This is a genomic window from Embleya sp. NPDC059237 (genome assembly GCF_042754105.1).
In the GTDB taxonomy this organism is placed as follows: Bacteria; Actinomycetota; Actinomycetes; order Streptomycetales; family Streptomycetaceae; genus Embleya.
In genome coordinates, this window is the sequence record NZ_JBHZAE010000001.1 from 363,776 (window position 1) to 390,414 (window position 26,639).

Here is a 26,639-nt window from a genome sequence, read left to right on the forward strand (position 1 = left end):
CCGCCCACCGCCCGCACGCAGACCTCTCGCGACCGCGAGGGGTCTTTTTGTTTGCCGCACCATCCACGCGGTGAGCACCCGCGCGCGGGCCCGCCATTTCTGACCGATGGGAGAACCCATGCACCCCACGACGACCGACCCGAGCGCCTTCCACGTCTTCGACACCACGCTCCGGGACGGTTCACAACGCGAGGGCATCAACCTCACGGTGTCCGACAAGCTCACCGTGGCCCGCCATCTGGACGACTTCGGCGTCGGCTTCATCGAGGGCGGCTGGCCCGGCGCGGTGCCGCGCGATACCGAGTTCTTCCGCCGGGCCAAGGACGAACTGCAGTTGGTCAACGCCGTCCTGGTCGCCTTCGGCTCGACCCGCAAGGCCGGTACCACCGCTGCCGCGGACCCCCAGGTGCAGGCGCTGCTGGACTCCGACGCGCCGGTCGTGTGCCTGGTGGCCAAGTCGCACGACAAACACGTCTCGCTCGCGCTGCGCACCACGCTCGACGAGAACCTGGAGATGGTCCGGGACACCGTCGCGCACCTGTGTGCGCAGGGCCGCCGGGTGTTCGTCGACTGCGAGCACTTCTTCGACGGATACCGGGCCAATCCGGGGTACGCGCTGAGCGTGGTCACCGCCGCGCACGACGCGGGCGCCGAGGTGGTCGTGCTGTGCGACACCAACGGCGGCATGTTGCCCACCGGGGTCCGCGAGATCGTCACCGAGGTGCACGCCGCCACCGGAGCCCGCCTCGGCATCCACGCGCAGGACGACACGGGCTGCGCGGTGGCCAACACCCTCGCGGCCGTCGAGGGCGGTGCCACGCACGTCCAGTGCACCGCCAACGGCTACGGCGAACGGGTCGGCAACGCCAACCTGTTCCAGGTGGTCGGCAACCTCGAACTCAAGCACGACATGCGCGTGCTGCCCGAGGGCAAGCTGCGCGAGATGACCCGGATCTCGCACGCGATCGCCGAGGTGGTCAACCTCGCCCCGTCCACCCACTTGCCCTACGTGGGCGTGTCCGCGTTCGCGCACAAGGCCGGTCTGCACGCGTCCGCGATCAAGGTCGACCCCGACCTGTACCAGCACATCGACCCGGCCCGGGTCGGCAACGACATGCGCATGCTGATCTCGGACATGGCCGGCCGGGCCTCGATCGAACTCAAGGGCCGCGAGCTGGGCTACGACCTCTCCGACGACAAGGACCTGGTCGGCCGGGTGGTCAACCAGGTCAAGGAGCGCGAAGCGGCGGGCTACACCTACGAGGCCGCCGACGCGTCGTTCGAACTGCTGCTGCGCGACGAAAGCCTGGGCCGGGCGCGGTTCTTCACCCTGGAGTCGTGGCGCGCGATCAGCGAACAGCGCGGCGACGGGGTCCCGGTCAACGAGGCGACGGTGAAGCTGTACGCCAAGGGCGAGCGGATCGTGGCGACCGGCGAGGGCAACGGCCCGGTCAACGCGCTCGACCGCGCGCTGCGGCTGGCCCTGGAGCGCATCTACCCGCAGCTCGCGACGTTCGAGCTGATGGACTACAAGGTCCGACTGTTGGAGGGCCGCCACGGCACCGACGCGATCACGCGCGTGCTGGTGGAGACCACCGACGGCAAGCAGGAGTGGAGCACCGTCGGTGTCGCGGAGAACGTGATCGCGGCGTCCTGGCAGGCCCTGGAGGACGCGTACACCTACGGACTGCTCAAGGCGGGCCTGACCCCCGGTGTACGACACACCGAGGGTCCGGACGGCGCGTAGCGGCCGATGTGACGAACCGTCAGGGGCGGCCGGGGCGGAACGAACGCCACCCGTCGCCCCACGGTTCGTCCCAACCCGCCGGCAGCGGCGACAGGGCTCCCGGCGGCGGGGCCGGCAGCACGGACGGAGCGGGTGGGGTGGGTGGAGCGGTGGGCGGCACGGGAGTTGCCGGCGTCACCGTCCGGGGCTGAGGCGGAGCCGGCGGGGCGGGCGGACGCACGGGGGAGGAGGCCAGCGGACTGGCCGCGGTCATCGGGTTCGGCGGCAGCAGCGGTTCGCTCTCCTCGAGACGTGCCAACTCGCGTCCGACGGCGAAGCGTTCCAGGCGCCCCCGGACCTCTTCCGGTTCCCGGGAGACGGAAAGCTCCCGATCGAGGCCGAACTCCTCGGCCGCCGCGCCCGGCAGCAGGTTCGCCTGCGGGGGCCTTCGCGGCAGCCCCGATTCGGTCGTTCCGTCGACCATCGGAAGGCGGGCCGCTTGTGCCGCGCGCCTGCTGTTGTCGTCCACCGAACCCCACCTCGGTTCGTTGTTGGGCCTGCGCCTCAAAACGTTCTGATATCAATTGGGCAACAGATGGCTATGGAAGGACCCTAGCAATGTGCGGGCCGAGGCGGAGACTCGGCCGGGCATGTCGCCGCGTCCTGTCACACGTTTGTCGAATTCCCCGTACAACCCTCGGGAATCCTCCCCGGGCCGTTCGCACGGCGACAACACCTCAGGCGAACCCCGCAATGGGATTCGCCTGAGGTGTGCTGGTGCAAAATACGAAAAAAACAGGTGGAACGTGTACCGAAGGTCAGCGCAGGCGAGCCATCAGAGCATGCTCGACCAGCGTGATCAGGGTCGACTTGGCCGATTCGCGGCGCCGTGCGTCACAGCTCACGATCGGGGTGTCGGGCCCTATTTGCAATGCCTCGCGGACATCCTCCGCGTGGTGGGTCTGCAATCCGTCGAAGCAGTTCAACGCGACGATGAACGGCAGACCGCTGTTCTCGAAGTAGTCGATCGCGGGGAAACAATCGGCGAGTCGGCGGGTGTCCACCAGAACCACGGCGCCGATCGCGCCGCGGACCAGGTCGTCCCACATGAACCAGAATCGGTGCTGACCCGGAGTACCGAACAGGTACAGGATCAGATCCTCGTCCAGCGTGATGCGACCGAAGTCCATCGCGACCGTGGTGGTCTGCTTGTCCGGCGTCGCCGACAGGTCGTCGACCCCGGCGCTCGCGGACGTCATGACCGCTTCGGTACGCAGCGGAGCGATCTCCGAGACGGCACCGACGAGCGTGGTCTTGCCCACGCCGAATCCGCCGGCGACGACGATCTTCGCCGACGTGGTGGAGGACCTGGCGGGAACCGGGCCCGGGCTAGAGCTTGCGAAGTCCACTGAGCACCCTTTCGAGCAGCGTGACGTCCGGCTGCCCCTGGTCGTTCCCGGGCTGGTGGATGACCACCAGGCCGGCTTCGGCGAGATCCGCGACGAGGACGCGGGCGACACCGAGCGGGATGGTGAGCAGAGCCGAGATCTCGGCTACCGACTTGACCTCCCGACACAGCGCGCAGATGCGCTGGTGCTCGGGCAACAGGCCGGGTGGATTGGCCACCTGAGGTGTCGTGGTGACCAAGGCCTCCAGCGCGAGCTGGTAGCGAGGCCGGGTACGACCACCGGTCATGGCATACGGGCGGACCAGGGTCTCGTGAAACTCCTGGTCCCCGTGATCGGACATATCCGAAGGTGTCATCGCGGCAGTGCACCTTGGAGTTCGGCGCGCAGCGCCGGCGTGAGCACGGCGCCCGCGCGATCGACGAGCAGGGCCATCTCGTAGCCGATCAGGCCGATGTCGCACTCCGGCGACGCCAGCACGGCCAACGAGGAGCCGTCCGAAATCGACATGATAAAGAGGAAACCCCGTTCCATTTCCACGACCGTCTGGGTGACGTGCCCGCCCTCGAAGATACGGGACGCACCCTGGGTCAGGCTGGTCAAACCCGATGCGACGGCGGCGAGCTGGTCGGCCCGGTCGCGAGGGAAGCCCTCGGACAGGGCGAGCAGCAGGCCGTCCGCGGAGACCACGACCGTGTGCGACACCCCGGGGGTGTTGTCCACGAAGTTCGTGATCAGCCAGTTCAGGTTCTGCGCGGCCTGGCTCAACGACTTCTCAGTCATGCCTGCTCCTGGTTGTTCTCGTCACGAGGTCGAGGGGCGGATCCCCCGGCCCCGGCGGTGCGACCCTGCTGGATGCCCCGGCGGAAGTTGGTCAGCCGTCCACGGACCTCGTCGGGCGACCGGGACAGGCCCGGCCCGCTCGGCGCGGTCGGTCGACCCGGCTCCCGACGGGACCCGGCCGCGGCAGAGCCCGCACCCGTGTGACCCGGGGCCTGAGCCCCGCCGGACTGCTCGACGCCGCCCGGAACCAGGTTGGCGCGGGGCACACGTCGGGGCAGGCCCGCTCCGGTGGTGCCACCCGAGGACGGCTCACGAGCGGCCTCGGCCGCGCGCCAACCGTCGTCACCCGCGGAGTACCAACCCGACTGCGGCCCCTGCGGGCCGCCGGCGGGGGAGACCGCGGCGGACTGCTCGACGACCTCGTCCGGCTCCGTCGGCGTCCCGAACATGTCGGTGGCGGGCTGCTGACGCCCACCGCCGAACGCCGGTGCCGGCTCGGCCGGTGCCTGCGGCGGATTGGTCGCCATCGGCACCCGACGATCGAGATCGCCCAACGGACCCGGATCCGGGAGCGCCTGCTCGCCTGCCGGTACGGCTCGCTCCCCGCCTCGCGGCGTGGAACGGACCTGCGCGGCACGCATCCGACCGCCGCGGTTGCCCTGGCGGTGGAACCAGTCCGACTCGAGTGTGTCGAAGATGGGAAGCCTACCGTCGTCCCCGGTACTCGGGGGCGCACTCATGTCCAACTCGGACGGAGCAGGCACCTGTTCGGCGATTTCCTGCGCACCGACGGGCGCGAACGGACCGGTTTCCGAACGACCCGGACCGGCCGGCTCGAACGGTGAGACCGCCGGACGCACATCGCCCTGCGGGCCGCGCACCTGCTCGGCCCTGGCGTGCTCGTCCTGCTCCGACCGCACCGGCAGGGGACGCGTCTGCGCCGGACCGCGCAGCACGGGCAGCGCGTCGCCGGTGTCCATCCCGAGTTCGTCTCCGGACTCGGGTGCCCGCTGCGGCAGTTCGTCGCGACGGGTCAACTCCTCCCGGCGCGGCGCGTCGTAGCCGGACGGCACCTCGGCCGGCGGCGCGACGGGCTCGATCGGCGGCAGCGGCGCCACCGGGGTGAGTTCGTCGTACTCGGTGCCCCAGGTCGGGCGCTGCGGCTCGTCCCGGCGCGGTGCGAGCTCCGCACCCGGGCCGCCGAACTGCCCGGACTGCTCGTATCCGAGCGGGTCGAGCGGGTCGATGTCGGCCTCGGGACGCGGCTCGTCCGCGTATCCGAACGGTGACGCGAACTGCGAGGTGTCACCCGCGCGTACGGTGCCGTCGCCGAACTGCGGCGCGGCCGGGAAGGACCCGGTGTCCGTGCCGAACTGCGCCTGCTGTGCCTCGGCTCCGAGGTGGTCCTCGGCGGTGCCGAACATCGGCGCCGGCGGCGCGGCCGGGAAGGCGCCCGTGTCCTGGGCCGACGGCCCGACCGGGGCGAACGGGTTGTCCCGACCGGGCGTGGCCGGCGGCGGCGAACTCGGCGCGCGGTGCGCACCGGTGCTGTGTACGCCCGGCTCGCTCGCGAACGGGTTCACCGTGCCCGGGTACGGCGTGTCCTGCCCGGTCGAGGCGTCCTGGAAGGAGGGCGCCTCGAAGGACTGGGTGCTGCCGTAGGACGGCTCCTGCTGCACCGGCGCCTGGGCGGGCCGGTTGTCCGCGGCCGGCGTCGGCTGGGGCGGCTGGTTGACCGGCTGCACCGGCGTCTCGGCGCTGCGCTGCGGCAGTTCGCGCCGCCGGTTGCGCTCCTGGGCCCGGCTGCCGACCCGAGGACCGGGCAGGGCCGGCGCGGCGGGCGTGGCCGAGGGCAGTTCCTCGCTCCAGCCGGACACCGCGGCCGCGGTCTTGTCGCCGCCCTTGCTCCACCCGTCGCCGCCCCCGGGGCGGTCGCCCTGGATGAGCTCGATCGGGAGCATGACCAGCGCGGTGGTACCGCCACCCTCGCCCGGCCGGAGCTGGACGCGGATGCCGTGGCGGGTGGCCAGTCGGCCGACCACGAACAGACCCATGCGACGCGAGATGGACACGTCCACCACCGGCGGACGGGCCAGCCGCTGGTTGGCGTCGGCGAGGTCGTCGCCGGTGAGCCCGATGCCGTTGTCGTGGATCTCGATCAGCGCCCGGCCGTCGGGAAGGATGTGGCCGGTGACGCGGACCTTGGTGTGCGGGCTGGAGAACGTGGTGGAGTTCTCCAGCAACTCGGCGAGCAGGTGCACGAGGTCGTTGACCGCGCGGCCGGCGATGTCGGTGGTGGGCAGCGCGCCCAACTCGACCCGCTCGTACTGCTCCACCTCGGAGGCCGCGGCGCGCAGCACGTCGACCAGCGGAACCGGTCGGGTCCAGCGCCGGCCCGGCTCCTCGCCTGCGAGCACCAGGAGGTTCTCACCGTTGCGGCGCATGCGGGTGGCGAGGTGGTCGAGCTTGAACAGGTTGGCCAGCTGGTCCGGGTCCGCCTCGCGGTTCTCCAGGTCGGAGATGAGCGCGAGCTGACGCTGGATCAGGCTCTGGCTGCGGCGCGAGAGGTTGACGAACATCGAGTTGACGTTGCCACGCAGCAGGGCCTGTTCGGCGGCGAGTCGTACGGCCTCGGCGTGCACCGCGTCGAACGCGCGCGCCACCTGGCCGATCTCGTCCCGGGACAACACGCCGATCGGCTCGATGGCCAGGTCCACGTCGCCGGGGTCCGACTCGGAGAGTCGGCGCACCGTCTCGGGCAGCCGCTCCTCGGCGACCTCGAGCGCGGACCGACGCAGCGTGTTGAGCGAACGCACCAGCGAACGGGCCACGATCACACCGAGCAGGATGGTGATCAACAGCGCGCCGACGACGAGGATCGTGTTGACCAAGGCGTCGGTACGGGCCTGGTCGCGCAGGTCCTTCGCGGTGGCGGTCAGCTTCTTGCCCAGCTGGGCCTCGACCTGACCGAGCGCGCCGATCTTGTCCGTGGACAGCGTCCACCAGGTCTGCTGGTTGAACTCGCCGATGTTGTCCAGCTTGGCGTTGCCGCCGGGCTTGGGAGCGGACACCGCGGCGCCGACCATGCCCTTGAACTGCTGGAAGGCCTCTTCGACCAGGGTGATCTTGTCCCGGCTGACGCCCGACTTGTACAGCGCGCTCCAGTCGGCGGGGGCGACGCTGATGAACGCGCGGATCGCGTTCTGCTCGCCCTCGTTCAGTCGCGCGAGCGTCTCGCCCGCCTCCAGCGGGAGGTCGTTCGGCTTGAGCGCGTACGCGACGACCGCGGCGCGCTGCGAGGACGCGTACGCCTTTGCCTCGCCGAACGAACCCAGCGCGCGGGCGCCCTGGATCAGGTCGGCGTCACGGGTGACCTCGGGCGCCTCCTGGTTGATCTGCAGCAGCTGCAGGATCATCTTGTTGTAGGCGTCGATGGTGCTGCGGGTGCTGGTCTTGAAGGCGTCCTGACGGGTGCGGTTCAACTCCGTCAGCGAGTGGCCGATGTCCTTGAGCGTGGCACCGAGCACCGGCATCGAGTCGGTGTTCAGCTTCGCGGCGCTTGCGTTGTAGACGGTGACCTGGTCGTCGGTGGTCTTCTTGGCCTTGTTCACCTCGCCCGTCAGATCCGCCGACGGAGCCACGCTCGCCTGCGCGAGCAGGTCGCGTTCCTGCTCCAGCCACGCGGCCAGCGTCGACGCCTGGTCGATGATGGCCGATGCCTTTTGCACCGTGTCCATCTCTTGCGTCTTGTCGATCGACGACTGGATACGCAGGCCGCCGAGCAACGCGGCGACCACGACCGGGAGCAGGAGCAGCGCGGTGATCCGGGTACGGATGCGCCAGTTCCTGATCGAGAACAGCAACTTGAGCCGGGACGGTGCCGTCCCGGCGGGCCGGGCTGCCCCGGCGCCGGCTAGGGAGTCCCCGACGGAGTCGGGGGTCTCGTTGGCGTCCTGGGGTCCGCTGGCTTGCTGCGGGGCTCGCACCTCCGGCGTGGCGGGGCCGGCCGTGGCCGGGGCCCCTGCGGAGTCGTGCTGCTTCTTCCGACGTCCCTGCACTAGCGTCGCAACCTCTTGTGACCAGTCGTTAGACCCGCCGGTAAGGCGAGGCTCGTGTGCGCGTAAATCCCTGGATTCGCGTTCTTCCCAGGGCACCTCCGTCGCGCTCGCGCGACAAGGTGAAGGAACTCCGCTTGTTGGGAACCACCCCCGTGGTCGCAGGCATTTCAGCACAGCCACGGGGCCGCAACAAGATAGCGGGGTCCTGACAAACCGTGATTCAACCCGATCTCGGCGATTAAGCCGTTTCGAGAGGCATTCAGCCGGTATTAACGGACGATCAGGGGCAAAATGCCATACGTTTGTCGAGGTTCCGGGGAGGTGAAAATCACATATTGATGTGCCGGCTCGAACACCTGGTGTAAACCGTGGTGTGCGGTCGGTGAGCAGCAGCCGTGGGTGACCCGTGACCACCCCCGACGTAACCACGGGTAATCTTGGCGGGCAAGACTGCACAGGGTGCACGACATCGCACCCCGCGCGCATCTGTGGACGAGAACGAGCGAGAACAGCGAGAACCGGGAACCGTGGACACCATCAGCACGCACCGCCCCAGCACGGCCAACCCCAGGCGTACGCAGGTCGACGCGGTGCTACCGCGTCAGCGCACGACAGAGGCCGCCCGGTCGGTCATCGCCGAGGTGCGCACCGCGAACCCCCGGCGGACGAACCTGATGGACGTCCCGACCGACGCCGACGCCTCGGCCTGAGCCGCCGACGTCCCGGATCCACCGCCGGCCGCACGCCCCTCGCACCCTTCCCCCGTCACGCCCGTCACCTGCGCATCCGCCGCGGCGCGACGCCGACCCGGGTCGCGCCCGCGTAGCCTTGGGCACGTCTCGTTCGTGACTCTCCGGCAAGGGTGACCCCATCGTGCGCATCGCCAGGTTCTCCACCGACGATTCCGTCTCCTTCGGGGTGGTGACCGGCGACGCCGACCGACCCGAGTCACTGGTCGTACACGCCCTCGCGGGCCACCCCTTCGGCGAACTGCGGCCCACCGGCGCGCAACACGCGCTGTCCTCGGTGCGCCTGCTCGCGCCGGTGTTGCCCAGCAAGGTGGTGGCGATCGGCAAGAACTACGCCGCGCACGCCGCCGAGATGGGCAGTGCGCTCCCGGACGCGCCGATCACCTTCCTCAAGCCGTCCACGTCCGTGATCGGACACGGCGACGGCATCGCGTACCCGCAGATCTCCGACGAGGTGCACCACGAGGCCGAACTGGCCGTGGTGATCGGCCGGATGTGCCGCGACGTGCCCGCCGAGCGGGTGGCGGAGGTGATCTTCGGCTTCACCTGCGCCAACGACGTGACCGCGCGCGATCTGCAGCGCACCGAGGGCCAGTGGGGCCGGGCCAAGGGCATGGACACCTTCTGCCCGCTGGGCCCTTGGGTGGAGACCGACATCACGCTCGACCAGGTCACCGAGGGCGAGGGGTTGACCGTGGCGTGCACGGTCAACGGCGAGGTGCGCCAAGCCGGCAGCACCGGGCAGATGATCCGCACCGTCACCGAGTTGATCGTGCACGTCACCCAGGCGATGACGCTGCTGCCCGGCGACGTGCTGCTGACCGGCACGCCGGCGGGGGTCGGACCGCTGCACGTGGGCGACCGGGTCTCGGTCACCGTGGGTGGCGTCGGCACCCTCACGAACACCGTGGTCAAGCGCGGCTGAACGGGTCTTCCGCGCACGTCGTGGGCGGGCCGGCCGGACTTGTGGTGGTTCGAACGGGGGACCGGTAACCCGTTTTGGTCACGCGCGCCTCATCGGGTAAAGTTCTTCTCGTGCCGCCCCGCAAGGGAGCAGCGCGGAGCGAAGTCCTCGCAAAAACCCCCGGGTAAGGCGAAGGACCGAGCATTGGGGTATGGGGTAATTGGCAGCCCGACGGTTTCTGGTTCCGTTAGTCTAGGTTCGAGTCCTGGTACCCCAGCTGCATCGCCTTCGGGCGATGTCGCTGGTAAGAGTTGATGATTGCGATCTGGCCCCGTTGTGTAGTGGCCTAGCACGCCGCCCTCTCAAGGCGGTAGCGCGGGTTCGAATCCCGTCGGGGCTACCAGATCGTCACCGTGTCGCCTCGCAGGCGGCTCGGAGCAACACCGGCAATACGAGGCCCCGTTGTGTAGTGGCCTAGCACGCCGCCCTCTCAAGGCGGTAGCGCGGGTTCGAATCCCGTCGGGGCTACCTCGAAGAAGAAGACCTCTCGCACTCGCGGGAGGTCTTCTTTGTTTCCCGGGCACGGTGTGCCGACGCGGCGCCGATGTGGGTGCCGACGCGGAGGGTCGGGGGCGCGCCCCGCGCGGGCCGCGTCGGCGATCGCCCCGGCGGCGCCGGCCCGGACGCTCGGCGGCGTCCGCGGTCGACGGGGGTCAGACCTCCACCTGGGCCCGGCGCAGTGCGTCGGACAACTTGGCGGCGGCCTCCATCACGGCCTGCGCGTGCAGCCGCCCGGGGTGCCGGGTCAGCCGCTCGATCGGGCCGGAGACGGACACCGCGGCCACCACGCGGTTGCTGGGGCCGCGCACGGCGGCGGAAACGGACGCGACGCCCGGCTCACGTTCGCCGATGCTCTGCGCCCAGCCGCGGCGCCGCACGCCGGAGAGCGTGGTGGCGGTGAACCGCGCGCCCTGCAGACCCCGGTGCAGCCGCTCCGGCTCCTCCCAGGCGAGCAGGCACTGCGCGGCCGAACCGGCCTTCATCGGCAGCGTGCTGCCGACGGGGACGGTGTCGCGCAGGCCGGAGAGCCGCTCGGCCGCGGCCACGCACACGCGCATGTCGCCCTGGCGCCGGTAGAGCTGCGCGCTCTCGCCGGTGATGTCGCGCATGTGCGCGAGCACCGGGTGCGCGGCGGCGAGCAGCCGGTCCTCGCCGGCCGCGGCGGCCAGCTCGGCCAGCCGCGGGCCGAGCACGAAGCGACCCTGCATGTCGCGGGCGACCAGACGGTGGTGCTCCAGGGCGACCGCGAGTCGATGCGCCGTGGGCCGGGCAAGACCGGTTATGGCGACGAGTCCCGCGAGCGTGGCGGGACCGGCTTCGAGCGCGGCCAGCACGACAGCGGCCTTGTCGAGAACGCCGACTCCGCTAGAATTGTCCATGCCTTGATATTGCCGTCTCGGATTACGAGACGCAAGTCCACCCTCGGGCCCGGTGCCGGCACAGTGGCGCAACGCGCCGAGCCGACCACCGGAGAACAGCCGGGAAGCGTCGGGACGTGGGCACGCGTCAGGGCGTCGATCGCGGATACGGAATCAGCCGCACCCGCGCGACACGAGGGACACACAGCGCCGGCAATGGCGCCGGCCGGAGGGACAGCGATGGGACGGACACTCGCGGAGAAGGTCTGGGACGCACACGTGGTGCGTCGCGCGGAGGGCGAGCCGGACCTGCTCTACATCGACCTGCACCTGCTGCACGAGGTGACCAGTCCGCAGGCGTTCGACGGTCTGCGTCAGGCCGGCCGCCCGGTCCGGCGCACCGATCTCACGATCGCGACCGAGGACCACAACACGCCGACGCTCGACGTCGACAAACCCATCGCGGACCCGGTCTCGCGCGCCCAGATCGAGACGCTGCGCAAGAACGCCGCCGAGTTCGGGGTCCGGATCCACTCGCTGGGCGACGTGGAACAGGGCATCGTGCACGTGGTCGGCCCGCAGCTCGGGCTGACCCAGCCGGGCACGACCGTGGTCTGCGGGGACAGCCACACCGCGACCCACGGCGCGTTCGGCGCACTGGCGTTCGGCATCGGCACCAGCCAGGTCGAGCACGTGCTGGCCACCCAGACACTGCCGATGGCGCCGTTCAAGACGATGGCGGTGACCGTCGAGGGCGCGCTGCCCGAGGGGGTCGGTGCCAAGGACCTGATCCTCGCGGTGATCGCGCGGATCGGCACCGGCGGCGGTCAGGGCTATGTCATCGAGTATCGCGGTCAGGCGATCCGCGACCTCTCGATGGAGGGCCGGATGACCGTGTGCAACATGTCGATCGAGGCCGGCGCCCGGGCGGGCATGATCGCCCCGGACGAGACCACGTTCGCGTACCTGGACGGCCGCCCGCACGCGCCGCAGGGCGCCGACTGGGACACCGCCGTCGCGTACTGGCGGAGCCTGGTCACCGATGAGGACGCGGTGTTCGACAAGGAAGTGGTGATCGACGCGGCCGAACTCTCGCCGTTCGTCACCTGGGGGACCAATCCCGGCCAGGGCGCGCCGCTGGCCGAGTCGGTGCCGGACCCGGTCGCGATCGTGGACCCGGTCGAGCGTGCGGCGGCCGAGAAGGCCATCGCGTACATGGGTCTGACGGCGGGCCAGAAACTGCGCGACATCGCGGTGGACACGGTCTTCGTCGGCTCGTGCACCAACGGCCGGATCGAGGACCTGCGCGAGGTGGCCGACATCGTCAAGGGCCGCAAGGTCGCCGACGGTGTGCGGATGCTGGTCGTTCCGGGTTCGGTGCGGGTCTCGCTCCAGGCCGTTTCCGAGGGCCTGGACAAGGTGTTCACCGAGTTCGGCGCCGAGTGGCGCTATGCGGGCTGCTCGATGTGCCTGGGCATGAACCCCGACCAACTCGCCCCCGGCGAGCGCAGCGCGTCCACGTCCAACCGCAACTTCGAGGGACGGCAGGGCAAGGGCGGCCGTACCCACCTGGTCTCGCCGCAGGTCGCCGCCGCGACCGCCGTGCTGGGCCACTTGGCCGCCCCCGCCGACCTGAGCACCGCAGGAGTCTGAGCCATGGAAGCCTTCACCACCCACACCGGAACGGCCGTCCCGCTGCGCGAGAGCAACGTGGACACCGACCAGATCATCCCCGCGCACTGGCTCAAGAAGGTCACCCGCGACGGTTTCGAGGACGGTCTGTTCGAAGCCTGGCGCAAGAACCCGGAGTTCGTGCTGAACCGGCCCGAGCGCGCCGGCGCCACGGTCCTGGTGGCCGGTCCCGACTTCGGCACCGGGTCCTCCCGGGAGCACGCCGTATGGGCGCTGCAGAACTACGGGTTCAAGGCGGTGATCTCGGCGCGCTTCGCGGACATCTTCCGCGGCAACTCGCAAAAGGGCGGGCTGCTGACCGTGGTGCTGCCGCAGGAGACCGTCGAACGCCTGTGGGCGCTGACCGAGGCGGACCCGACCGCCGAGATCACCGTCGATCTGGTGGGTCGTCAGGTGCGCGCGGGCGAGATCGTCGCCGACTTCGAGATCGACGACTACACCCGCTGGCGCCTCCTCGAGGGGCTGGACGACATCGGTCTGACCCTGCGTCACGAAGAGGACATCACCTCGTTCGAGGCGAACCGACCGAGTTGGCTGCCGCGCACCCAGCCGGTAGGTTGATCACGAACTCCCTTGCAAAATAGGCCGATCGGCCGAAAATGAACGGCGGGACGCGGTTGCGTCCCGCCGTTCGCGTGTTCGGGATTCGCCCCAATGGCCGCCCCGTTGTGCCCATAGCCGGATGAGCTGTCACAATTGCGGTGTGGAGCACCAAGGCCGACACGTGAACGAGTTCGAAGAAGTGGAACTCTTCGCCGAACTGGCCACCCGGTTGAAGGTCGCCCACGCCCGGGTGCGTAGGCTCCGACTACCGAACGAGGCGAAAGTGGCGCTAATCCGCCGCTTGTTGGTCATCACCGACGCGGCAAAGCATGATTTGGCGGACGCCGACCGGCGACTGACCAAGTTGATGGACGAGTTGGACGCGGGGCCCGCGAGTTCGCGGGACACCGCCGAAGCCTGAATCCGTTGCGACACAAGGGTGATTCGCCCGTTCGGTAATTGCTTCGGCACTTTTGGATGCTTAGCGTGCCCAATGCCGGCTGAACTGTCCCGGCATCGGTTTCCGAAGGGGAAGACGTGAACAAGGCGCAGCTCGTCGAGGCGGTCGCTGACCGACTGGGTGGCCGCAAGGCCGCCGCAGAGGCAGTCGATGCCGTCCTCGACACCATCGTTCGTGCGGTGACGGCGGGAGACCGGGTGTCCATCACGGGCTTCGGCTCGTTCGAGAAGGTGGACCGTCCGGCTCGATACGCCCGCAACCCGCAGACCGGTGAGCGGGTGCGCGTCAAGAAGACCTCGGTGCCGCGCTTCCGCGCGGGCCAGGGCTTCAAGGACTACACCAGCGGGACGAAGAAGCTTCCGAAGCCCAACGTGAAGAGCGCGGCTGCCAAGAGCAGCCCCACTCCGCGCGTGGTCGCGACGGACGCCGCGGCGCCCGCCGCGAAGGCGACCACTCGCAAGACCACCGCGACGACCAAGGCGTCGGCGAAGCCGGCGACCTCGCGCGCCGCCGCGGTCAAGACCCCGGCCGCCACCACGCGCAAGACCGCGGCCAAGACCCCGGCGACCGCGAAGCCCGCCGCCAAGAAGGCGACCAAGGCGCCCGCGACCAAGGCGGCGACCAAGCCGGCCGCGGCGAAGAAGGTCACCGCCAAGGCCGCGACCACCACCAAGGCCACCACCACCAAGGCCGTCAAGAGCACCCCGGCCGCGGCCAAGGCTCCGACGACCAAGGCGAAGGCGACCAAGGCCGCGCCGAAGGCCGCGACCGCCAAGCCGGCCGCGGCCAAGCCCGCCGCCGCCAAGGCGCCCGCGGCCAAGAAGACCGCGACCAAGCGCGCGGCCAAGAAGGCCTGACGCGACGGACTTCGTGAGCCGGCGGTAGATGTACGACGGCGACGGGCCGGAACCCCCCGGGGTTTCGGCCCGTCGCCGTATGTTCGATCGTGGTCCGGTCCGTCGGCGCGGGTCGCGGGCGGTGCGGCCGGCGAGGTCAGCGCGGCGGATCCGGCAGCGTGTACAGCGTCACCAGCACCACCCGCCCGCCGGCCGGGTCCAGGGTCATCCGAACCCGCTGGCCGGGGCGCAGGAAACGCATCCCGCCGGCGTCGAACGCCGCCGCGTCGAAGGGCACGGGAGAGCCGTCGTCGAGCAGCACGACGCCCTCACGCGAGTCGGTCTCGAAGGTGTACACGGTGCCCTGCATACCCCCATTGTCACCGCCGTCCGACCCGCCGCGGAACCGACGCGGCGTCAGGAGGCGGCGGCACGCGGCGAAAACGGCACGGACGGGAGCACCGCGGCGGTGGCCGCGCCGACCCCGAGCCCGATCGCGGCCCGCAGATCCTCGCCGGTGTCCACGTCCCGGCGCACCGAATCCACGTCGTAGGGCGTGAGTTCGACCGCACCCGAGGCCAGGTGACGGGCCCGCGAGGGGCCGCCGAAGCCCGGCGCCAACGCCACCCCGGGCGCGGCCGCGAGCAACGTGGTGCCCACCCCCGCCGCGTCTGCCAGGAACGCCCGCCGCACACCCGTCGCGGCGGCCAGCACCCGATCCAACTCCTCGGCCCGCAACGCCGGGAGGTCGGCGGACAGTGCCGCGACGCCGGTGCACGGTCGGGCCGCGCCGGCGATCCGGGCCCCGTGTGCGAGCGCGGCGTTCAGCCCGCCGCCGACATCGGCCACGACGTCGGCACCCAGCCCCCGGATCGCCGCGGCGACCCGGTCGTCGTCGGTGACCACGAGCACCCCGTGCACCCGGTCGCAGGTCAGCGCGGTGCGGACGGTGTCGAGCGCGAAGGCGAGGGCGAGTTCGGGGCGATGGCCGGGACCGATCGCGCCGGCGAGGCGGCTCTTGGCGATCGACAGCGGCTTCACCGGCACCACGAGCCGCCATCGGGGCGGGGCGGAGCGGACGTGGTCGCCGGGGCCCGCGGCGCGGCGCGGGGCGGTGGAATCCGTGGCGGGGGACATCGGCAAGATCCTCGCATCCGTACCGTAAGCCCATATCCTCATCGGTCGACGAGGACGTTTCTCGACAATGCGGAAGGCCCAGGGGAAACTATGGGGTCCGCCGTACAGCATCGATGTTCCGCCAGCATCGATGTTCCACGCCGCACGCGGGGAACGTCGATGGTGTGAGGAGCGACACGGCCGCGGAACATCGCGGTGTGCGTCCGCGCCGACACACTTACGAATTTGAACCACATGAACGGGAGGAACGCCGGTGGCCCGCCGAAGGATCGGTTTCTGGTACCGCCTGGCGGTCGTGGTGGTCAAGCCCCTGCTGTTGCTGTTCACCAAACGCGACTGGCGGGGCACCGAGAACATCCCGACGTCGGGCGGGTTCGTCACGGCGGTGAACCACATCTCCTATGTCGACCCGCTGACCTACGCGCATTTCCAGTACGACACCGGCCGAGTGCCGCGCTTCCTGGCCAAATCCGGCCTGTTCAAGATCCCGTTCGTCGGGCGGGTGCTGGCCGGCGCCGGGCAGATCCCGGTGTACCGGGACTCCGCCGACGCCGCGCTCGCGTTCCGCGCGGCCGTGGAGGCGGTCGAGAAGGGCGAGTGCGTCGCGGTCTACCCGGAGGGCACGATCACCCGGGACAAGACGTTGTGGCCGATGCTCGGCAAGACCGGTGCGGCCCGGATCGCGCTGACCACCGGCGCGCCGGTGATCCCGGTCGCGCAGTGGGGCGCGCACGAGTTGTTGCCGCCGTACACGAAACGACCCCGCTTGTTGCCGCGCAAGACGATGCACGTGCTGGCCGGCCCGCCGGTCGACCTGGACGAGTTCCGGGGGCGCGAGTTGACCGCCGACGTACTGCGCGGCGCGACCGACCGGATCATGGAGTCGATCACCGAGCTGCTGGTCAAGCTGCGGGACGAACCGGCCCCGCCGAACGCCGGTGTGCGCCGGGGACCGGGCCGCAAGGGTGCGGTCGAGGGCGCCGAGGGCGCCGAGGGAGTCGAGGTCGAGCCGACGGACGCCAAGCCGACGGACGCCAAGCCGACGGACGCCAAGCCGACGGACGCCAAGCCGACGGACACCGAGACCGACGGCACCGCCGGCACCGCGGGCGGTCGCGCATGACGCGCTGCGCGGTATTCGGCATGGGGTCCTGGGGGACCGCCTTCTCGATCGTGCTCGCCGAGGCGGGGTGCGACGTGGTGATGTGGGGGCGGCGCCCGGAGCAGGCCGATGCGATCAATACGCGGCACGAGAACGAGGAATACCTCCCCGGTATCGCGCTGCCGGTCGGCATCGAGGCCACCACCGATCCCGCCAAGGCCGCCGAGGGCGCGGAGTTCGTGGTGTTGGCGGTGCCGTCGCAGACCCTGCGCGGCAACCTCACCGCGTGGGCGCCGTTGTTGTCCGACGACGCGATCCTGGTCAGCCTGATGAAGGGCGTCGAACTGGGCACCGCGAACCGGATGAGCGAGGTGATCCGCGAGGTCGCGGGTGTGCCCGAGGGTCGGATCGCGGTGGTCAGCGGCCCCAACCTGGCGATGGAGATCGCCCAGCGCCAGCCCGCCGCGAGTGTGGTCGCGTGCACCGACGAAGACGTCGCCCGGCGACTTCAGGAGGCGTGCCACACGTCCTACTTCCGCCCGTACACCAACACCGACGTGGTCGGCTGCGAACTCGGCGGCGCGGTCAAGAACGTGATCGCGCTCGCCGTCGGGATGGCCGACGGCATGGGCATGGGCGACAACACCAAGGCGACGCTGATCACCCGCGGTCTGGCCGAGACCGCCCGCCTGGGTGCGGCGATGGGCGCGGACGCGCACACCTTCGCGGGCCTGGCCGGTCTCGGCGACCTGGTGGCGACCTGTACCTCGCCGCTGTCGCGCAACCGCACCTTCGGCGAGAAGATCGGCCGCGGCACGCCGATCGAGGAGGCGGTCCGGGACAGCCGGCAGATCGCCGAGGGCTTCAAGTCCTGTGAATCGGTACAGATGTTGGCCCGTCGGTACGGCGTCGAGATGCCGATCACCGACGTGGTCGTGTCGATCATGCACGGCGGCAAGCCCCCGACGGTCGGCATGGCCCTGCTCTCCCGCTCCGCCAAGCCGGAACGCTACGAGTCGTGACCGGCGGCGTCGACCGGGTCGGGGCACCTTCGTCGCGGTCCGGTCGGCGTCGTCACGGCGGGCCGTCCCTGCGCTCGAACGCGCGCCGGGATAGGGTTGTTCGACCATGAACGACCTTTCGGGCACCCCCCACTTCTCCTCGCGCCCCCGCGTCGCGGTCGTCTTCGGCGGCCGCAGCTCCGAGCACGCGATCTCCTGCGTCACCGCAGGGAGTGTGCTGGCCGCGATCGACCGCTCCAAGTACGACGTGTTGCCGATCGGGATCGGTACCGACGGGCGCTGGATGCTCGTCGGGGACGATCCGACCCGGCTGGCGATCCGGGGCGACCGGTTGCCCGAGGTCACCGACGTCGCGGAGTCCAACGCGACGCTGGTCCTGGCCGCCGACCCCACGGCGCGCGAGATCACCGTGCTCGAACCCGGCATGCTGCCCAAGCTGCTGGGCGAGATCGACGTGGTCTTCCCGCTCCTGCACGGCCCCTACGGCGAGGACGGCACGTTCCAGGGCTTCCTGGAAATGGCCCAGGTGCCCTATGTCGGGTCGGGTGTGCTGGCCAGCGCGGCGAGCATGGACAAGGAATACATGAAGGCCCTGTTCGCCGGCTTCGGCCTGCCCTCGGGCCCGTATGCCACGGTCCGCCCCCGGGAATGGGAGCGCGACCCGGCCGCCGTGCGCGAGGCGGTGTCCTCGCTGGGCTTCCCGGTGTTCGTCAAGCCCGCCCGGGCCGGCTCCAGCATGGGCATCACCAAGGTGCACCGGATCGAGGACCTGGACGCGGCGATCGAGGAAGCCCGCCGGCACGACCCCAAGGTGGTCGTCGAGGGCATGCTGACGGGCCGTGAGATCGAGTGCGGCGTACTGGAGTTCGAGGACGGACCGCGGGCGAGTCTGCCCGCCGAGATCCGGGTCGGTGGCGACCACGAGTTCTACGACTTCGCCGCCAAGTATCTGCCCGACAACGGCACCGAACTGGACGTGCCGGCGGCGCTGACCAAGGAACAGACCGCCGAGGTGCAGCGACTCGCGATCGCCGCCTTCGAGGCGCTGTCCTGCGAGGGCCTGGCCCGGGTGGACTTCTTCCTGCTGGAGAACGGGCAGTTCGTGATCAACGAGGTGAACACGATGCCGGGCTTCACGCCGGTGTCGATGTACCCGAGCATGTGGCGGGCCACCGGCGTGGACTACCCCGAACTGGTCGACCGGCTGATCTCGGCGGCACTGCGCCGCCCGAACTCGCTGCTGCGCTAGGACCCGAGACGTGAGTGGCGGCCGACGCTTCGGTCGCCGCTCACTGCTCCGACAGGTCCAGCGTGGCCGGCACCGCGCGGCTGACCGCGTCCGCGACGTCGACCAGCGGCGCGGCCGGCTCGGCGAACTTCTTCGGCACCGACACCTCGACGTTGGCCCGACGGTAGACGGTGGTGAAGCGCACTCCGCCGGCGTAGTTCGAGAACGCCCACGTCACCCCGTTCACCTCGACCGAGTCGGCGGGCTCCGAGTTCACCTTGGTCGGGTCGCTCACCCGCATCGACGCGGGCAACCCCACCCCGCAGCGCAGCACGATCGCCGGATCACCCCACGCGGCGACCAGCGGGGACTTCGGCGAGACCTTGCGCGGCCCGGCGTTCATCACCTTGCTCGGCAGCGCGTCGTGCAGGGCCCGGCACGCCTCGGTCGCCGCCCCCGGCGCCGGCGTCGGCGCGGTCACCTCGATCCGCCCCGACCCGTCGCCGCATCCCGTCGCGGTCAGCGCGAGGACCGGAAACAGGCACGCCAGAGCACGGGGAGAGAGCACGCCCTCGATCCTAGGCCCTGTCCGGCGGATCTCGGCGGGTCCGCCGGACAGGGCCGCCCGACAGGGCCCGGGCGCGTCGGGTGCGGCACTCCTTCGTCGGGGTCAGCCCAGATTGACCACCGGACACGTCAGGGTGCGGGTGATGCCGTCGATGCGCTGCACCTCGGCGACCACCAGGCGGCCCAACTGGTCCACGTCGGTGGCCTCGGCCCGCACGATCACGTCGTAGGGGCCCGTGACGTCGTCCGCCCGGGTCACCCCCGGCAGTGCGGCGACGGCTCTGGCCACCGACGCCGAACGGCCGACCTCGGTCTGGATCAGGATGTATGCCTGTACCACCACGGCCTCCCGGCGCGCAGGATGATGGGATCTTGACGGGATCCCCGCTGCTGCGACCATTGTCGGCCCGGCGGGGCTCGGCGACCACAGCGGTAGCCGATGCATCACAGGTGCCGGATCCCGAACCGGCATCTCGAACAGGCATCCCGAAGACACACCCGGAACAAACATCGTCGACGAGGCGGATCAGGGCTGATGGGCATGGCAGGAGAGCGGCGATGAGCGGGACGCTGGGCGATCTCGGCGAGTTCGGCCTGATCGGGGCGCTGGTCGCGCGCGTGCCGACGGGGCCGCACGTGTCCCTGGGGCCGGGCGACGACGCCGCCGTGGTCGCCGCCGCCGACGGTCGGGTGGTGGCCACCATGGACCTGCTCGTCGAGGGTCGGCACTTTCGGCGCGACTGGTCGACCGCGTACGACGTGGGCCGCAAGGCCGCCGCGCAGAATCTGGCGGACGTCGCGGCGATGGGCGCGGTGCCGACCGCGCTGCTGATCGGGCTGTGCGGGCCGCCCGACCTGCCCACCGGGTGGGCGCTGGAGCTGTACGACGGCCTGCGCGACGAGTGTGCGGTGGTCGGGGCGGGTGTGGCGGGGGGCGACGTGGTCGGCGGCGACACGGTCACGGTCGCGGTGACCGCACTCGGCGACCTCCAGGGGCGCGCCCCGGTCGTGCGCTCGGGGGCCCGACCGGGCGACGTGGTCGCGGTCGCCGGCTGGCTGGGCTGGTCGGCGGCGGGGCTGGCGATCCTGGGCCACGGGCTCCGCGCGCCGCGCGCGTTCGTGGAGGCGCACCGCCGGCCCGAGCCGCCCTACGACGCCGGGCCCGGGGCGGCGGTCCTGGGCGCGACCTCGATGATCGACGTCAGCGACGGTCTGCTCGCCGACCTGGGCCACGTCTCGCGCGCGTCCGGGGTGCGGATCGACGTGTTGTCCGACCGGCTGGACGTACCGGCGCAGATGCGCGACGTGGCGCGTGCGCTCGGCGCCGATCCGCTCAACTGGGTACTCACCGGCGGTGAGGACCACGCGCTCGCGGCGACCTTCCCGGCGGGCACCGCGCTGCCGGCGCGCTGGCGGGTGATCGGACGGGTGCACACGGGCACGGGGGTCACCGTGGACGGGCGCGACCCCGACGTCGCCGGCGGGTGGGATCACTTCGACCGCGGCTGAGGGGCGTGGGTCGAAGATCGGTCGGGGCCGTCGGGGGCGGGAAAGTGGGCCGGAAACGGGCGCGGATAGGCTGCACGGCATGGTGCAGACTCCTCCGCGTGTGCTGACGGTGGCCGGCTCCGACTCCGGCGGCGGCGCCGGGATCCAGGCCGACCTGAAGACGATGCTGGCCCACGGCGTGCACGGGATGAGCGTGATCGCCGCGGTGACCGCGCAGAACTCGCTCGGCGTCCAGGGCTACTGGGAGCTGCCGGCCGAGGCGGTGCGGGCCCAGTTCCGCAGTGTGGTGGACGACATCGGCGTGCAGGCGATCAAGACCGGGATGCTCGCGTCGCCGAACCTGGTGGCGGTGGTCGCCGAATTGCTGGGCGACGTACGGGTGCCGGTGGTGGTCGACCCGGTGGCCTCGTCCAAGCACGGCGACACGCTGCTCGCCAACGACGCGCTGGAGACCCTGCGCACCCGGCTGCTGCCGGTGTCCACGCTGGTCACCCCCAACCTGTACGAGGTCGAGCTGCTCACCGGCCACAAGGTGCGCGAGCGTGCCGACATGCGCGGCGCGGCCGAGGCGATGCTCGGCTTCGGCCCGAGCTGGGTCCTGGTCAAGGGCGGCCACCTGGAAGGCGAGGCCGCGGACCTGCTCTTCGACGGCACCGACGAGCGGTGGTTCACCAGCCCGCGCTACGACAACCGGCACACCCACGGCACCGGCTGCACGCTGGCCAGTGCGATCGCCTCGCGGCTCGCGCTCGGCGACACCGTGCCGGACGCGGTGGCCGCGGCGAAGGAGTACGTCACCGGCGCGATCCGGGCCGGCTTCCCGCTCGGCGAGGGCATCGGTCCGGTGGACCACGCCTGGCGGTGGCGCGACCGGTTCTGAGCGACGCACGGGCCCGGGGGGTACGGCCGATCCCCGGTCCCGTAGCGACCCGCCCCGGACATGCCGAAGGGCCGGTCCACCCAGAGGTGAACCGGCCCTTCGAGAAGTCGAGCAGTCGCGCGACTAGCGGGAAACCTTGCCCGCCTTGATGCACGAGGTGCAGACGTTGAGGCGCTTCGGCGTGGCACCGACCTTCGCACGCACCGTCTGGATGTTGGGGTTCCAGCGACGGGGCGTCCGGCGGTGAGAGTGCGAAATGCTGTTGCCGAAGCCCGGCCCCTTGCCGCAGACGTCGCAGTTGGCAGCCACGGGAACACTCCAAAGACGAATGGGAATTGCGTACGAACGCGTGCCGGCGAATGCCGGACAACCGCAGAAGAGTAACCGACGGACCAGGCGATGCGCGAACCCGGGATGATCCGGGCATGGGCAATCGGTCGATCTCGCCATGCTTCCCGCCAAGCCTAACCCATCCGGGTCGGCCGCTTCACCGCTCCCCGTCTCGATAGCCTGCCGGCGAACGGGACGCGCACAATCGGATTCGTACAGGAGGTGGGCGTGCAGGGCCTGCTGGGAGAGCTGGACGGTCCGGCGGTACGCCGCTGGGGTCGCGTCGCACTGGAGTTGCTGGGCCGGGCGCGCGAGGAGATCGACGCGCTCAACGTGTATCCCGTGCCCGACGGCGACACCGGCACGAACCTGTTCCTGACCCTGGAATCGGGAACCGCCGAGGTCGACGCGCTGTTCGGCGCCGACCTGCCCGAACCCGATCTGCCGACCGCCTTCCGGGCGCTCGCGCACGGCGCGCTGATGGGCGCGCGCGGCAACTCCGGGGTGATCCTCAGCCAACTCCTGCGCGGCATGGCCGAGCGGTTCGAGGCCGAGCAGACCGCGGCGCGCGCGAGCGGCCGGGAGGTGCCCGCCGGGCTCGCCCTCGCGCACGCGCTGCGCACCGCCGCCGACGCCGCGTACGCGGCGGTGGCCCGGCCGGTCGAGGGGACCATGCTCACCGTGGCCCGGGCCGCGGCCGATGCCGCCGCCGGGGCGGGCGAGGAGATCCGACCGGTGGTGCGCGCCGCCGCGACCGCCGCCCGCGGCGCGCTGGCGCGTACCCCCGAGCAGTTGGACGTGCTGCGCCGGGCGGGTGTGGTGGACGCCGGTGGGCGCGGGCTGACCGTGCTGCTCGACGCGCTGCTCGCGGTGGTCACCGGCGAGCGCTCGGCGTACCGGATCCACCCGCACCAGGTGCACACGCCCGTCCCGGTCCCGTACGCCGACCCCGTCGGATCCGAGGAGGACGCCGGCGGTGGGCCCGGGTTCGAGGTGATCTACCTGCTCGACGCGCCCGACGACGCGCTGCCGGCGCTGCGCGAGCGGCTGGGCGCGCTCGGCGACTCGCTCGTGGTGGTCGGCGGCGAGGGGTTGTGGAACGTGCACGTGCACGTGGACGACGCGGGCGCCGCCGTCGAGGCGGGCATCGCCGCGGGCCGCCCGCACCGGATCCGGATCACCCACCTGGAGCGGGTGCTCGTCGGCACCGCGGCCCCCGAACCCGCGCCGACGCGCGGGATCGTCGCGGTCGCCCACGGCGACGGCCTGGCCACGCTGTTCGCGGAGAACGGCGCGCACGTCGTGCAGGCCGGGCCCGGCCGGGGGCCGTCCACGAGCGTGCTGGTGGACGCGATCCGGCGGACCGAGGCGCGCGAGGTGGTGCTGCTGCCCAACGACGCCGACTGCCACGCGGTGGCCGGGGTGGCCGCCCAGCAGGCCCAGGCGGCGGGGGTGCGGGTCCAGGTGATCCCGACAAAGGCGGCCGTCCAGGGCCTGGCCGCGCTCGCCGTGCACGAGCCGGGTCGGCGCTTCGACCAGGACATCGTCGGGATGACCTCGGCCGCCGGCGCGACCCGCTACGGCGCGCTCACCGTCGCCGTCCGCGAGTCGTGGACCATGGCCGGCGTGTGCCAGGCGGGCGACGTGCTCGGCGTGATCGAGGGCGACATCGCGGTGATCGGCCAGGACCAGCGCGAGACCGGCACCGTGGTGGTGGACCGGATGCTCGCGGGCGGCGGCGAACTGGTCACCCTGGTCACCGGCAGCGCCTGCCCGCCGGGCCTGGCCGCCGCGATCGAGCGCCACCTGCGGGCCACTCGGCTCGGCGTGGACGTGATGGTCTACGAGGGCGGCCAGGAGGTGTATCCGCTGCTGATCGGGGTCGAGTAGGCGCCGACCCGGCGGTTGGAACATGTCGATGACACCACCGCCCAGTACCGTTGGGCGGCATGTCGCGCCTTGACGAACCGCTGAAGAAACTCGTCGGCGACCGCACGGCGACGGTGCTGGCCAAATCCCTCAAGCTGGACACCGTCGGAGATCTGCTGCGCCACTACCCCCGGCGCTACGCGGAGCGCGGGCGCCTGACCGACCTCTCGCGCCTGGAGCCCGAGGAGCACGTCACCGTGATGGCGGAGATCGCCAAGGTGACCAAGCGCCAGTTCCGCAACCGGCGCGGCAATCTGCTCGAGGTCGAGGTCACCGACGGGCGCGGCAAACTCACCCTGGTCTTCTTCAACCAGGCCTGGCGCGAGGAGGAACTGCGGCCCGGCCGGCGCGGGTTGTTCGCGGGGAAGGTGGGCCGGTTCAACAACGTGATCCAGCTCAGCCAGCCCGACTACCAGCTGGTCGGCGAGGACGACGAGGACGGCGTGGCGAACCTGTTCGCCGGTGCGCTGATCCCGGTCTACCCGGCGGCGGCGAGCATGCCGTCCTGGAAGATCGCCCAGTGCGTCGGCATGGCGCTGGACACGCTCGGCGAGATCGGCGACCCGCTGCCCGCCGAGATGCGCACCCGGCGCGGCATGCCGGGCCTGGCCGAGGCCCTGGTCCAGGTGCACCGCCCCACCTCCTGGGAGGACGTCGCCGCGGCCAAGGACCGGCTCAAGTGGGACGAGGCGTTCGTCCTGCAGATCGCCCTGGCCCGCCGCCGCCGCGACGCCCGCGCCCAGTCCGCGGTGGCCCGCCCCCGCCGCCCCGACGGCATCCTCGACGCCTTCGACGCCCGCCTGCCGTTCGAACTCACCGACGGCCAGAAGGACGTCTGCGCCGAGATCGAGGCCGACCTGGCCGGCGAACACCCCATGCACCGCCTCCTCCAGGGCGAGGTGGGGGCCGGGAAGACGCTCGTCGCACTGCGCGGGATGCTCACCGTGGTGGACGCCGGGGGGCAGACGGCGTTGTTGGCGCCCACCGAGGTGCTGGCCCAGCAGCACTACCGGTCGATCGTGGAGATGCTCGGACCGCTCGCCGAGGGGGCCGGGATGCTGGGCGGATCCGAGGTCGGGACCAAGGTGACCCTGCTCACCGGGTCGATGGGGGTGGCCGCGCGCCGGGCCGCGCTGCTCGATCTGGTCACCGGGGAGGCCGGGATCGCGATCGGCACGCACGCGTTGATCGAGGACAAGGTCGAGTTCCACGACCTGGGCCTGGTGGTGGTCGACGAACAGCACCGCTTCGGCGTCGAGCAGCGCGACGCGCTGCGCGGCAAGGGCAAACGGCCGCCGCACCTGCTGGTGATGACCGCGACGCCGATCCCGCGCACCGTGGCGATGACCGTGTTCGGCGACCTGGAGACCTCGATCCTGGCCCAACTCCCCTCCGGACGCTCGCCGATCGCCACCCACGTGGTCCCGGCGAAGGAGAAGCCGCACTTCCTCGACCGCGCCTGGGAGCGGGTGCGCGAGGAGGTGGGCAAGGGCCATCAGGCGTACGTGGTCTGCCCGCGGATCGGCGACGAGGAGGACGACCCGAAGGCGAAGAGGAAGGCGGGGGCGAAGGCCGGGCGCAAGGGCACCCGCAAGCGGGACGAGGACCTGCCCGCCGAGGCGTACCTGGACGACCCCGAGGACATCGGCGCCGACGCCGACGGCGGGGCCGAGGAGCGCCGGCCGCCGCTGGCCGTACTCGACATCGCGGCCGCGCTCGGCGAGGGCCCGCTGGCCGGCCTGCGGATCGCCGTGCTGCACGGCCGGATGGCGCCCGAGGACAAGGACGACGTGATGCGCCGGTTCACCGCCGGCGAGGTGGACGTGCTGGTCGCGACCACGGTGATCGAGGTCGGCGTCAACGTGCCCAACGCGACCGCGATGGTGATCATGGACGCCGACCGGTTCGGCGTCTCCCAACTGCACCAGCTGCGCGGCCGGGTCGGCCGGGGCAGCGCCCCCGGACTCACCCTCCTGGTCAGCGAGATGCCCGGCGGCACCTCGGCGCGCGAACGCCTGGACGCGGTGGCGGCCACCCTGGACGGCTTCGAGCTGTCCCGGATCGACCTCGAACAACGCCGCGAGGGCGACGTGCTCGGCGACGCGCAGTCCGGCTCCCGCTCCTCGCTGCGCATGCTGGAGGTGGTCCGGGACGAGGAGCTGATCGTGGCCGCCCGCGAGGAGGCGAGCTCGATCGTGACGACCGACCCCGACCTGACCGAGCACCCCGACCTGCGCAGCGCGCTGGCCAGCATCCTCGACGACGAGCGCGCGGAGTACCTCGACAAGGGCTGACCGCCCTCGCTCCGCTCCGACGCGCCCCCCGCGATCACCCGTTCGGAGCACGCGCGACGCCCGGCC

Annotated in this window: 25 protein-coding genes and 3 tRNA genes; 17 read left to right on the forward strand and 11 right to left on the reverse strand. The window is 71.3% G+C overall.

Annotated features, from left to right (window positions below; all coding sequences use genetic code 11):
- Positions 1-118: 118 nt before the first annotated feature.
- Entirely contained in the window at positions 119-1,747 is a 1,629-nt protein-coding gene (cimA, locus tag ACFXKZ_RS01545; protein WP_379995196.1) for a citramalate synthase, read from the forward strand.
- A gap of 19 nt (positions 1,748-1,766) precedes the next feature.
- On the opposite strand, the gene ACFXKZ_RS01550 is transcribed toward cimA, so the two are convergent.
- The 5 genes from ACFXKZ_RS01550 to ACFXKZ_RS01570 form a co-directional block, all read right to left on the reverse strand.
- Entirely contained in the window at positions 1,767-2,255 is a 489-nt protein-coding gene (locus ACFXKZ_RS01550) for a hypothetical protein (protein WP_379995198.1), read from the reverse strand.
- A gap of 289 nt (positions 2,256-2,544) precedes the next feature.
- Positions 2,545-3,135 (reverse strand): ATP/GTP-binding protein, encoded by a 591-nt coding sequence (locus tag ACFXKZ_RS01555; protein WP_078975288.1) that lies wholly within the window; start codon positions 3,133-3,135, stop codon positions 2,545-2,547.
- A complete protein-coding gene (locus tag ACFXKZ_RS01560) occupies positions 3,116-3,595 on the reverse strand; it encodes a DUF742 domain-containing protein (RefSeq protein ID WP_371863148.1) in 480 nt (159 codons plus the stop codon). Before ACFXKZ_RS01560 ends, ACFXKZ_RS01555 begins: the two co-directional genes overlap by 20 nt.
- Positions 3,487-3,915, reverse strand: coding sequence for a roadblock/LC7 domain-containing protein (locus ACFXKZ_RS01565; protein WP_020553297.1), 429 nt, complete (start codon positions 3,913-3,915; stop codon positions 3,487-3,489). Before ACFXKZ_RS01565 ends, ACFXKZ_RS01560 begins: the two co-directional genes overlap by 109 nt.
- Entirely contained in the window at positions 3,912-7,973 is a 4,062-nt protein-coding gene (locus ACFXKZ_RS01570; protein WP_379995202.1) for a nitrate- and nitrite sensing domain-containing protein, read from the reverse strand. Before ACFXKZ_RS01570 ends, ACFXKZ_RS01565 begins: the two co-directional genes overlap by 4 nt.
- A gap of 527 nt (positions 7,974-8,500) precedes the next feature.
- On the opposite strand from ACFXKZ_RS01570, the gene ACFXKZ_RS01575 reads away from it, so the two are divergent.
- From ACFXKZ_RS01575 to ACFXKZ_RS01595, 5 genes are all read left to right on the forward strand, one after another.
- Positions 8,501-8,683: a hypothetical protein gene (locus ACFXKZ_RS01575; RefSeq protein WP_379995204.1), complete on the forward strand. Its 183-nt coding sequence runs from the start codon at positions 8,501-8,503 to the stop codon at positions 8,681-8,683.
- A gap of 163 nt (positions 8,684-8,846) precedes the next feature.
- Positions 8,847-9,647, forward strand: coding sequence for a fumarylacetoacetate hydrolase family protein (locus tag ACFXKZ_RS01580; RefSeq protein WP_379995206.1), 801 nt, complete (start codon positions 8,847-8,849; stop codon positions 9,645-9,647).
- Between the two features lie 184 nt (positions 9,648-9,831).
- Positions 9,832-9,903, forward strand: a tRNA-Gln gene (locus ACFXKZ_RS01585).
- Between the two features lie 50 nt (positions 9,904-9,953).
- Positions 9,954-10,029, forward strand: a tRNA-Glu gene (locus ACFXKZ_RS01590).
- Positions 10,030-10,081: 52 nt separating this feature from the next.
- Positions 10,082-10,154: transfer RNA gene (locus ACFXKZ_RS01595), tRNA-Glu, on the forward strand.
- A 185-nt stretch (positions 10,155-10,339) separates the two neighbouring features.
- Here ACFXKZ_RS01595 and ACFXKZ_RS01600 read toward each other — a convergent pair.
- On the reverse strand, positions 10,340-11,065 hold the full coding sequence (locus ACFXKZ_RS01600) for an IclR family transcriptional regulator (RefSeq protein WP_026218813.1): 726 nt from the start codon (positions 11,063-11,065) through the stop codon (positions 10,340-10,342).
- Between the two features lie 219 nt (positions 11,066-11,284).
- On the opposite strand from ACFXKZ_RS01600, the gene leuC reads away from it, so the two are divergent.
- The 4 genes from leuC (at position 11,285) to ACFXKZ_RS01620 (ending at position 14,596) form a co-directional block, all read left to right on the forward strand.
- A complete protein-coding gene (leuC, locus tag ACFXKZ_RS01605) occupies positions 11,285-12,697 on the forward strand; it encodes a 3-isopropylmalate dehydratase large subunit (RefSeq protein ID WP_379995208.1) in 1,413 nt (470 codons plus the stop codon).
- A gap of 3 nt (positions 12,698-12,700) precedes the next feature.
- Positions 12,701-13,297: a 3-isopropylmalate dehydratase small subunit gene (leuD, locus tag ACFXKZ_RS01610; protein WP_379995210.1), complete on the forward strand. Its 597-nt coding sequence runs from the start codon at positions 12,701-12,703 to the stop codon at positions 13,295-13,297.
- 142 nt (positions 13,298-13,439) lie between these two features.
- On the forward strand, positions 13,440-13,700 hold the full coding sequence (locus ACFXKZ_RS01615; RefSeq protein WP_371863149.1) for a hypothetical protein: 261 nt from the start codon (positions 13,440-13,442) through the stop codon (positions 13,698-13,700).
- Positions 13,701-13,816: 116 nt separating this feature from the next.
- Positions 13,817-14,596 carry an HU family DNA-binding protein gene (locus tag ACFXKZ_RS01620; RefSeq protein ID WP_379995212.1) on the forward strand — a complete coding sequence of 260 codons (780 nt, stop codon included), beginning with the start codon at positions 13,817-13,819 and terminating at the stop codon, positions 14,594-14,596.
- A gap of 136 nt (positions 14,597-14,732) precedes the next feature.
- On the opposite strand, the gene ACFXKZ_RS01625 is transcribed toward ACFXKZ_RS01620, so the two are convergent.
- On the reverse strand, positions 14,733-14,945 hold the full coding sequence (locus tag ACFXKZ_RS01625) for a hypothetical protein (protein ID WP_379995214.1): 213 nt from the start codon (positions 14,943-14,945) through the stop codon (positions 14,733-14,735).
- 47 nt (positions 14,946-14,992) lie between these two features.
- A complete protein-coding gene (cofC, locus tag ACFXKZ_RS01630) occupies positions 14,993-15,712 on the reverse strand; it encodes a 2-phospho-L-lactate guanylyltransferase (protein WP_379995216.1) in 720 nt (239 codons plus the stop codon).
- A 253-nt stretch (positions 15,713-15,965) separates the two neighbouring features.
- Between cofC and ACFXKZ_RS01635 the strand changes: the two genes are divergently transcribed.
- From ACFXKZ_RS01635 to ACFXKZ_RS01645, 3 genes are all read left to right on the forward strand, one after another.
- Positions 15,966-16,835, forward strand: a complete 870-nt coding sequence (locus ACFXKZ_RS01635; RefSeq protein WP_379995218.1) for a lysophospholipid acyltransferase family protein — start codon at positions 15,966-15,968, stop codon at positions 16,833-16,835.
- Positions 16,832-17,836 (forward strand): NAD(P)H-dependent glycerol-3-phosphate dehydrogenase, encoded by a 1,005-nt coding sequence (locus tag ACFXKZ_RS01640; RefSeq protein ID WP_379995220.1) that lies wholly within the window; start codon positions 16,832-16,834, stop codon positions 17,834-17,836. The genes ACFXKZ_RS01635 and ACFXKZ_RS01640 overlap by 4 nt, the downstream gene beginning before the upstream one ends.
- Positions 17,837-17,942: 106 nt before the next feature.
- Positions 17,943-19,085 (forward strand): D-alanine--D-alanine ligase family protein, encoded by a 1,143-nt coding sequence (locus tag ACFXKZ_RS01645; RefSeq protein WP_379995222.1) that lies wholly within the window; start codon positions 17,943-17,945, stop codon positions 19,083-19,085.
- Positions 19,086-19,125: 40 nt separating this feature from the next.
- Here ACFXKZ_RS01645 and ACFXKZ_RS01650 read toward each other — a convergent pair whose 3' ends face one another.
- Positions 19,126-19,632 (reverse strand): DUF3515 domain-containing protein, encoded by a 507-nt coding sequence (locus tag ACFXKZ_RS01650; protein WP_379995224.1) that lies wholly within the window; start codon positions 19,630-19,632, stop codon positions 19,126-19,128.
- Between the two features lie 102 nt (positions 19,633-19,734).
- A complete protein-coding gene (locus ACFXKZ_RS01655) occupies positions 19,735-19,971 on the reverse strand; it encodes an Lrp/AsnC ligand binding domain-containing protein (RefSeq protein ID WP_126642809.1) in 237 nt (78 codons plus the stop codon).
- Positions 19,972-20,189: 218 nt separating this feature from the next.
- Here ACFXKZ_RS01655 and ACFXKZ_RS01660 point away from each other — a divergent pair, with 218 nt between their 5' ends.
- Together ACFXKZ_RS01660 and thiD are read left to right on the forward strand one after the other, a co-directional pair.
- Positions 20,190-21,140, forward strand: coding sequence for a thiamine-phosphate kinase (locus ACFXKZ_RS01660; RefSeq protein WP_379995226.1), 951 nt, complete (start codon positions 20,190-20,192; stop codon positions 21,138-21,140).
- 79 nt (positions 21,141-21,219) lie between these two features.
- Positions 21,220-22,020: a bifunctional hydroxymethylpyrimidine kinase/phosphomethylpyrimidine kinase gene (gene thiD / locus ACFXKZ_RS01665; protein WP_379995228.1), complete on the forward strand. Its 801-nt coding sequence runs from the start codon at positions 21,220-21,222 to the stop codon at positions 22,018-22,020.
- A gap of 123 nt (positions 22,021-22,143) precedes the next feature.
- Here the strand turns inward: thiD and rpmB are convergent, their stop codons facing one another.
- Positions 22,144-22,329, reverse strand: a complete 186-nt coding sequence (rpmB, locus tag ACFXKZ_RS01670) for a 50S ribosomal protein L28 (protein ID WP_078975273.1) — start codon at positions 22,327-22,329, stop codon at positions 22,144-22,146.
- A gap of 243 nt (positions 22,330-22,572) precedes the next feature.
- Between rpmB and ACFXKZ_RS01675 the strand changes: the two genes are divergently transcribed.
- Entirely contained in the window at positions 22,573-24,240 is a 1,668-nt protein-coding gene (locus tag ACFXKZ_RS01675; RefSeq protein WP_379995230.1) for a DAK2 domain-containing protein, read from the forward strand.
- 59 nt (positions 24,241-24,299) lie between these two features.
- Positions 24,300-26,573, forward strand: coding sequence for an ATP-dependent DNA helicase RecG (gene recG, locus ACFXKZ_RS01680; protein ID WP_379995232.1), 2,274 nt, complete (start codon positions 24,300-24,302; stop codon positions 26,571-26,573).
- Positions 26,574-26,639 lie beyond the last annotated feature (66 nt).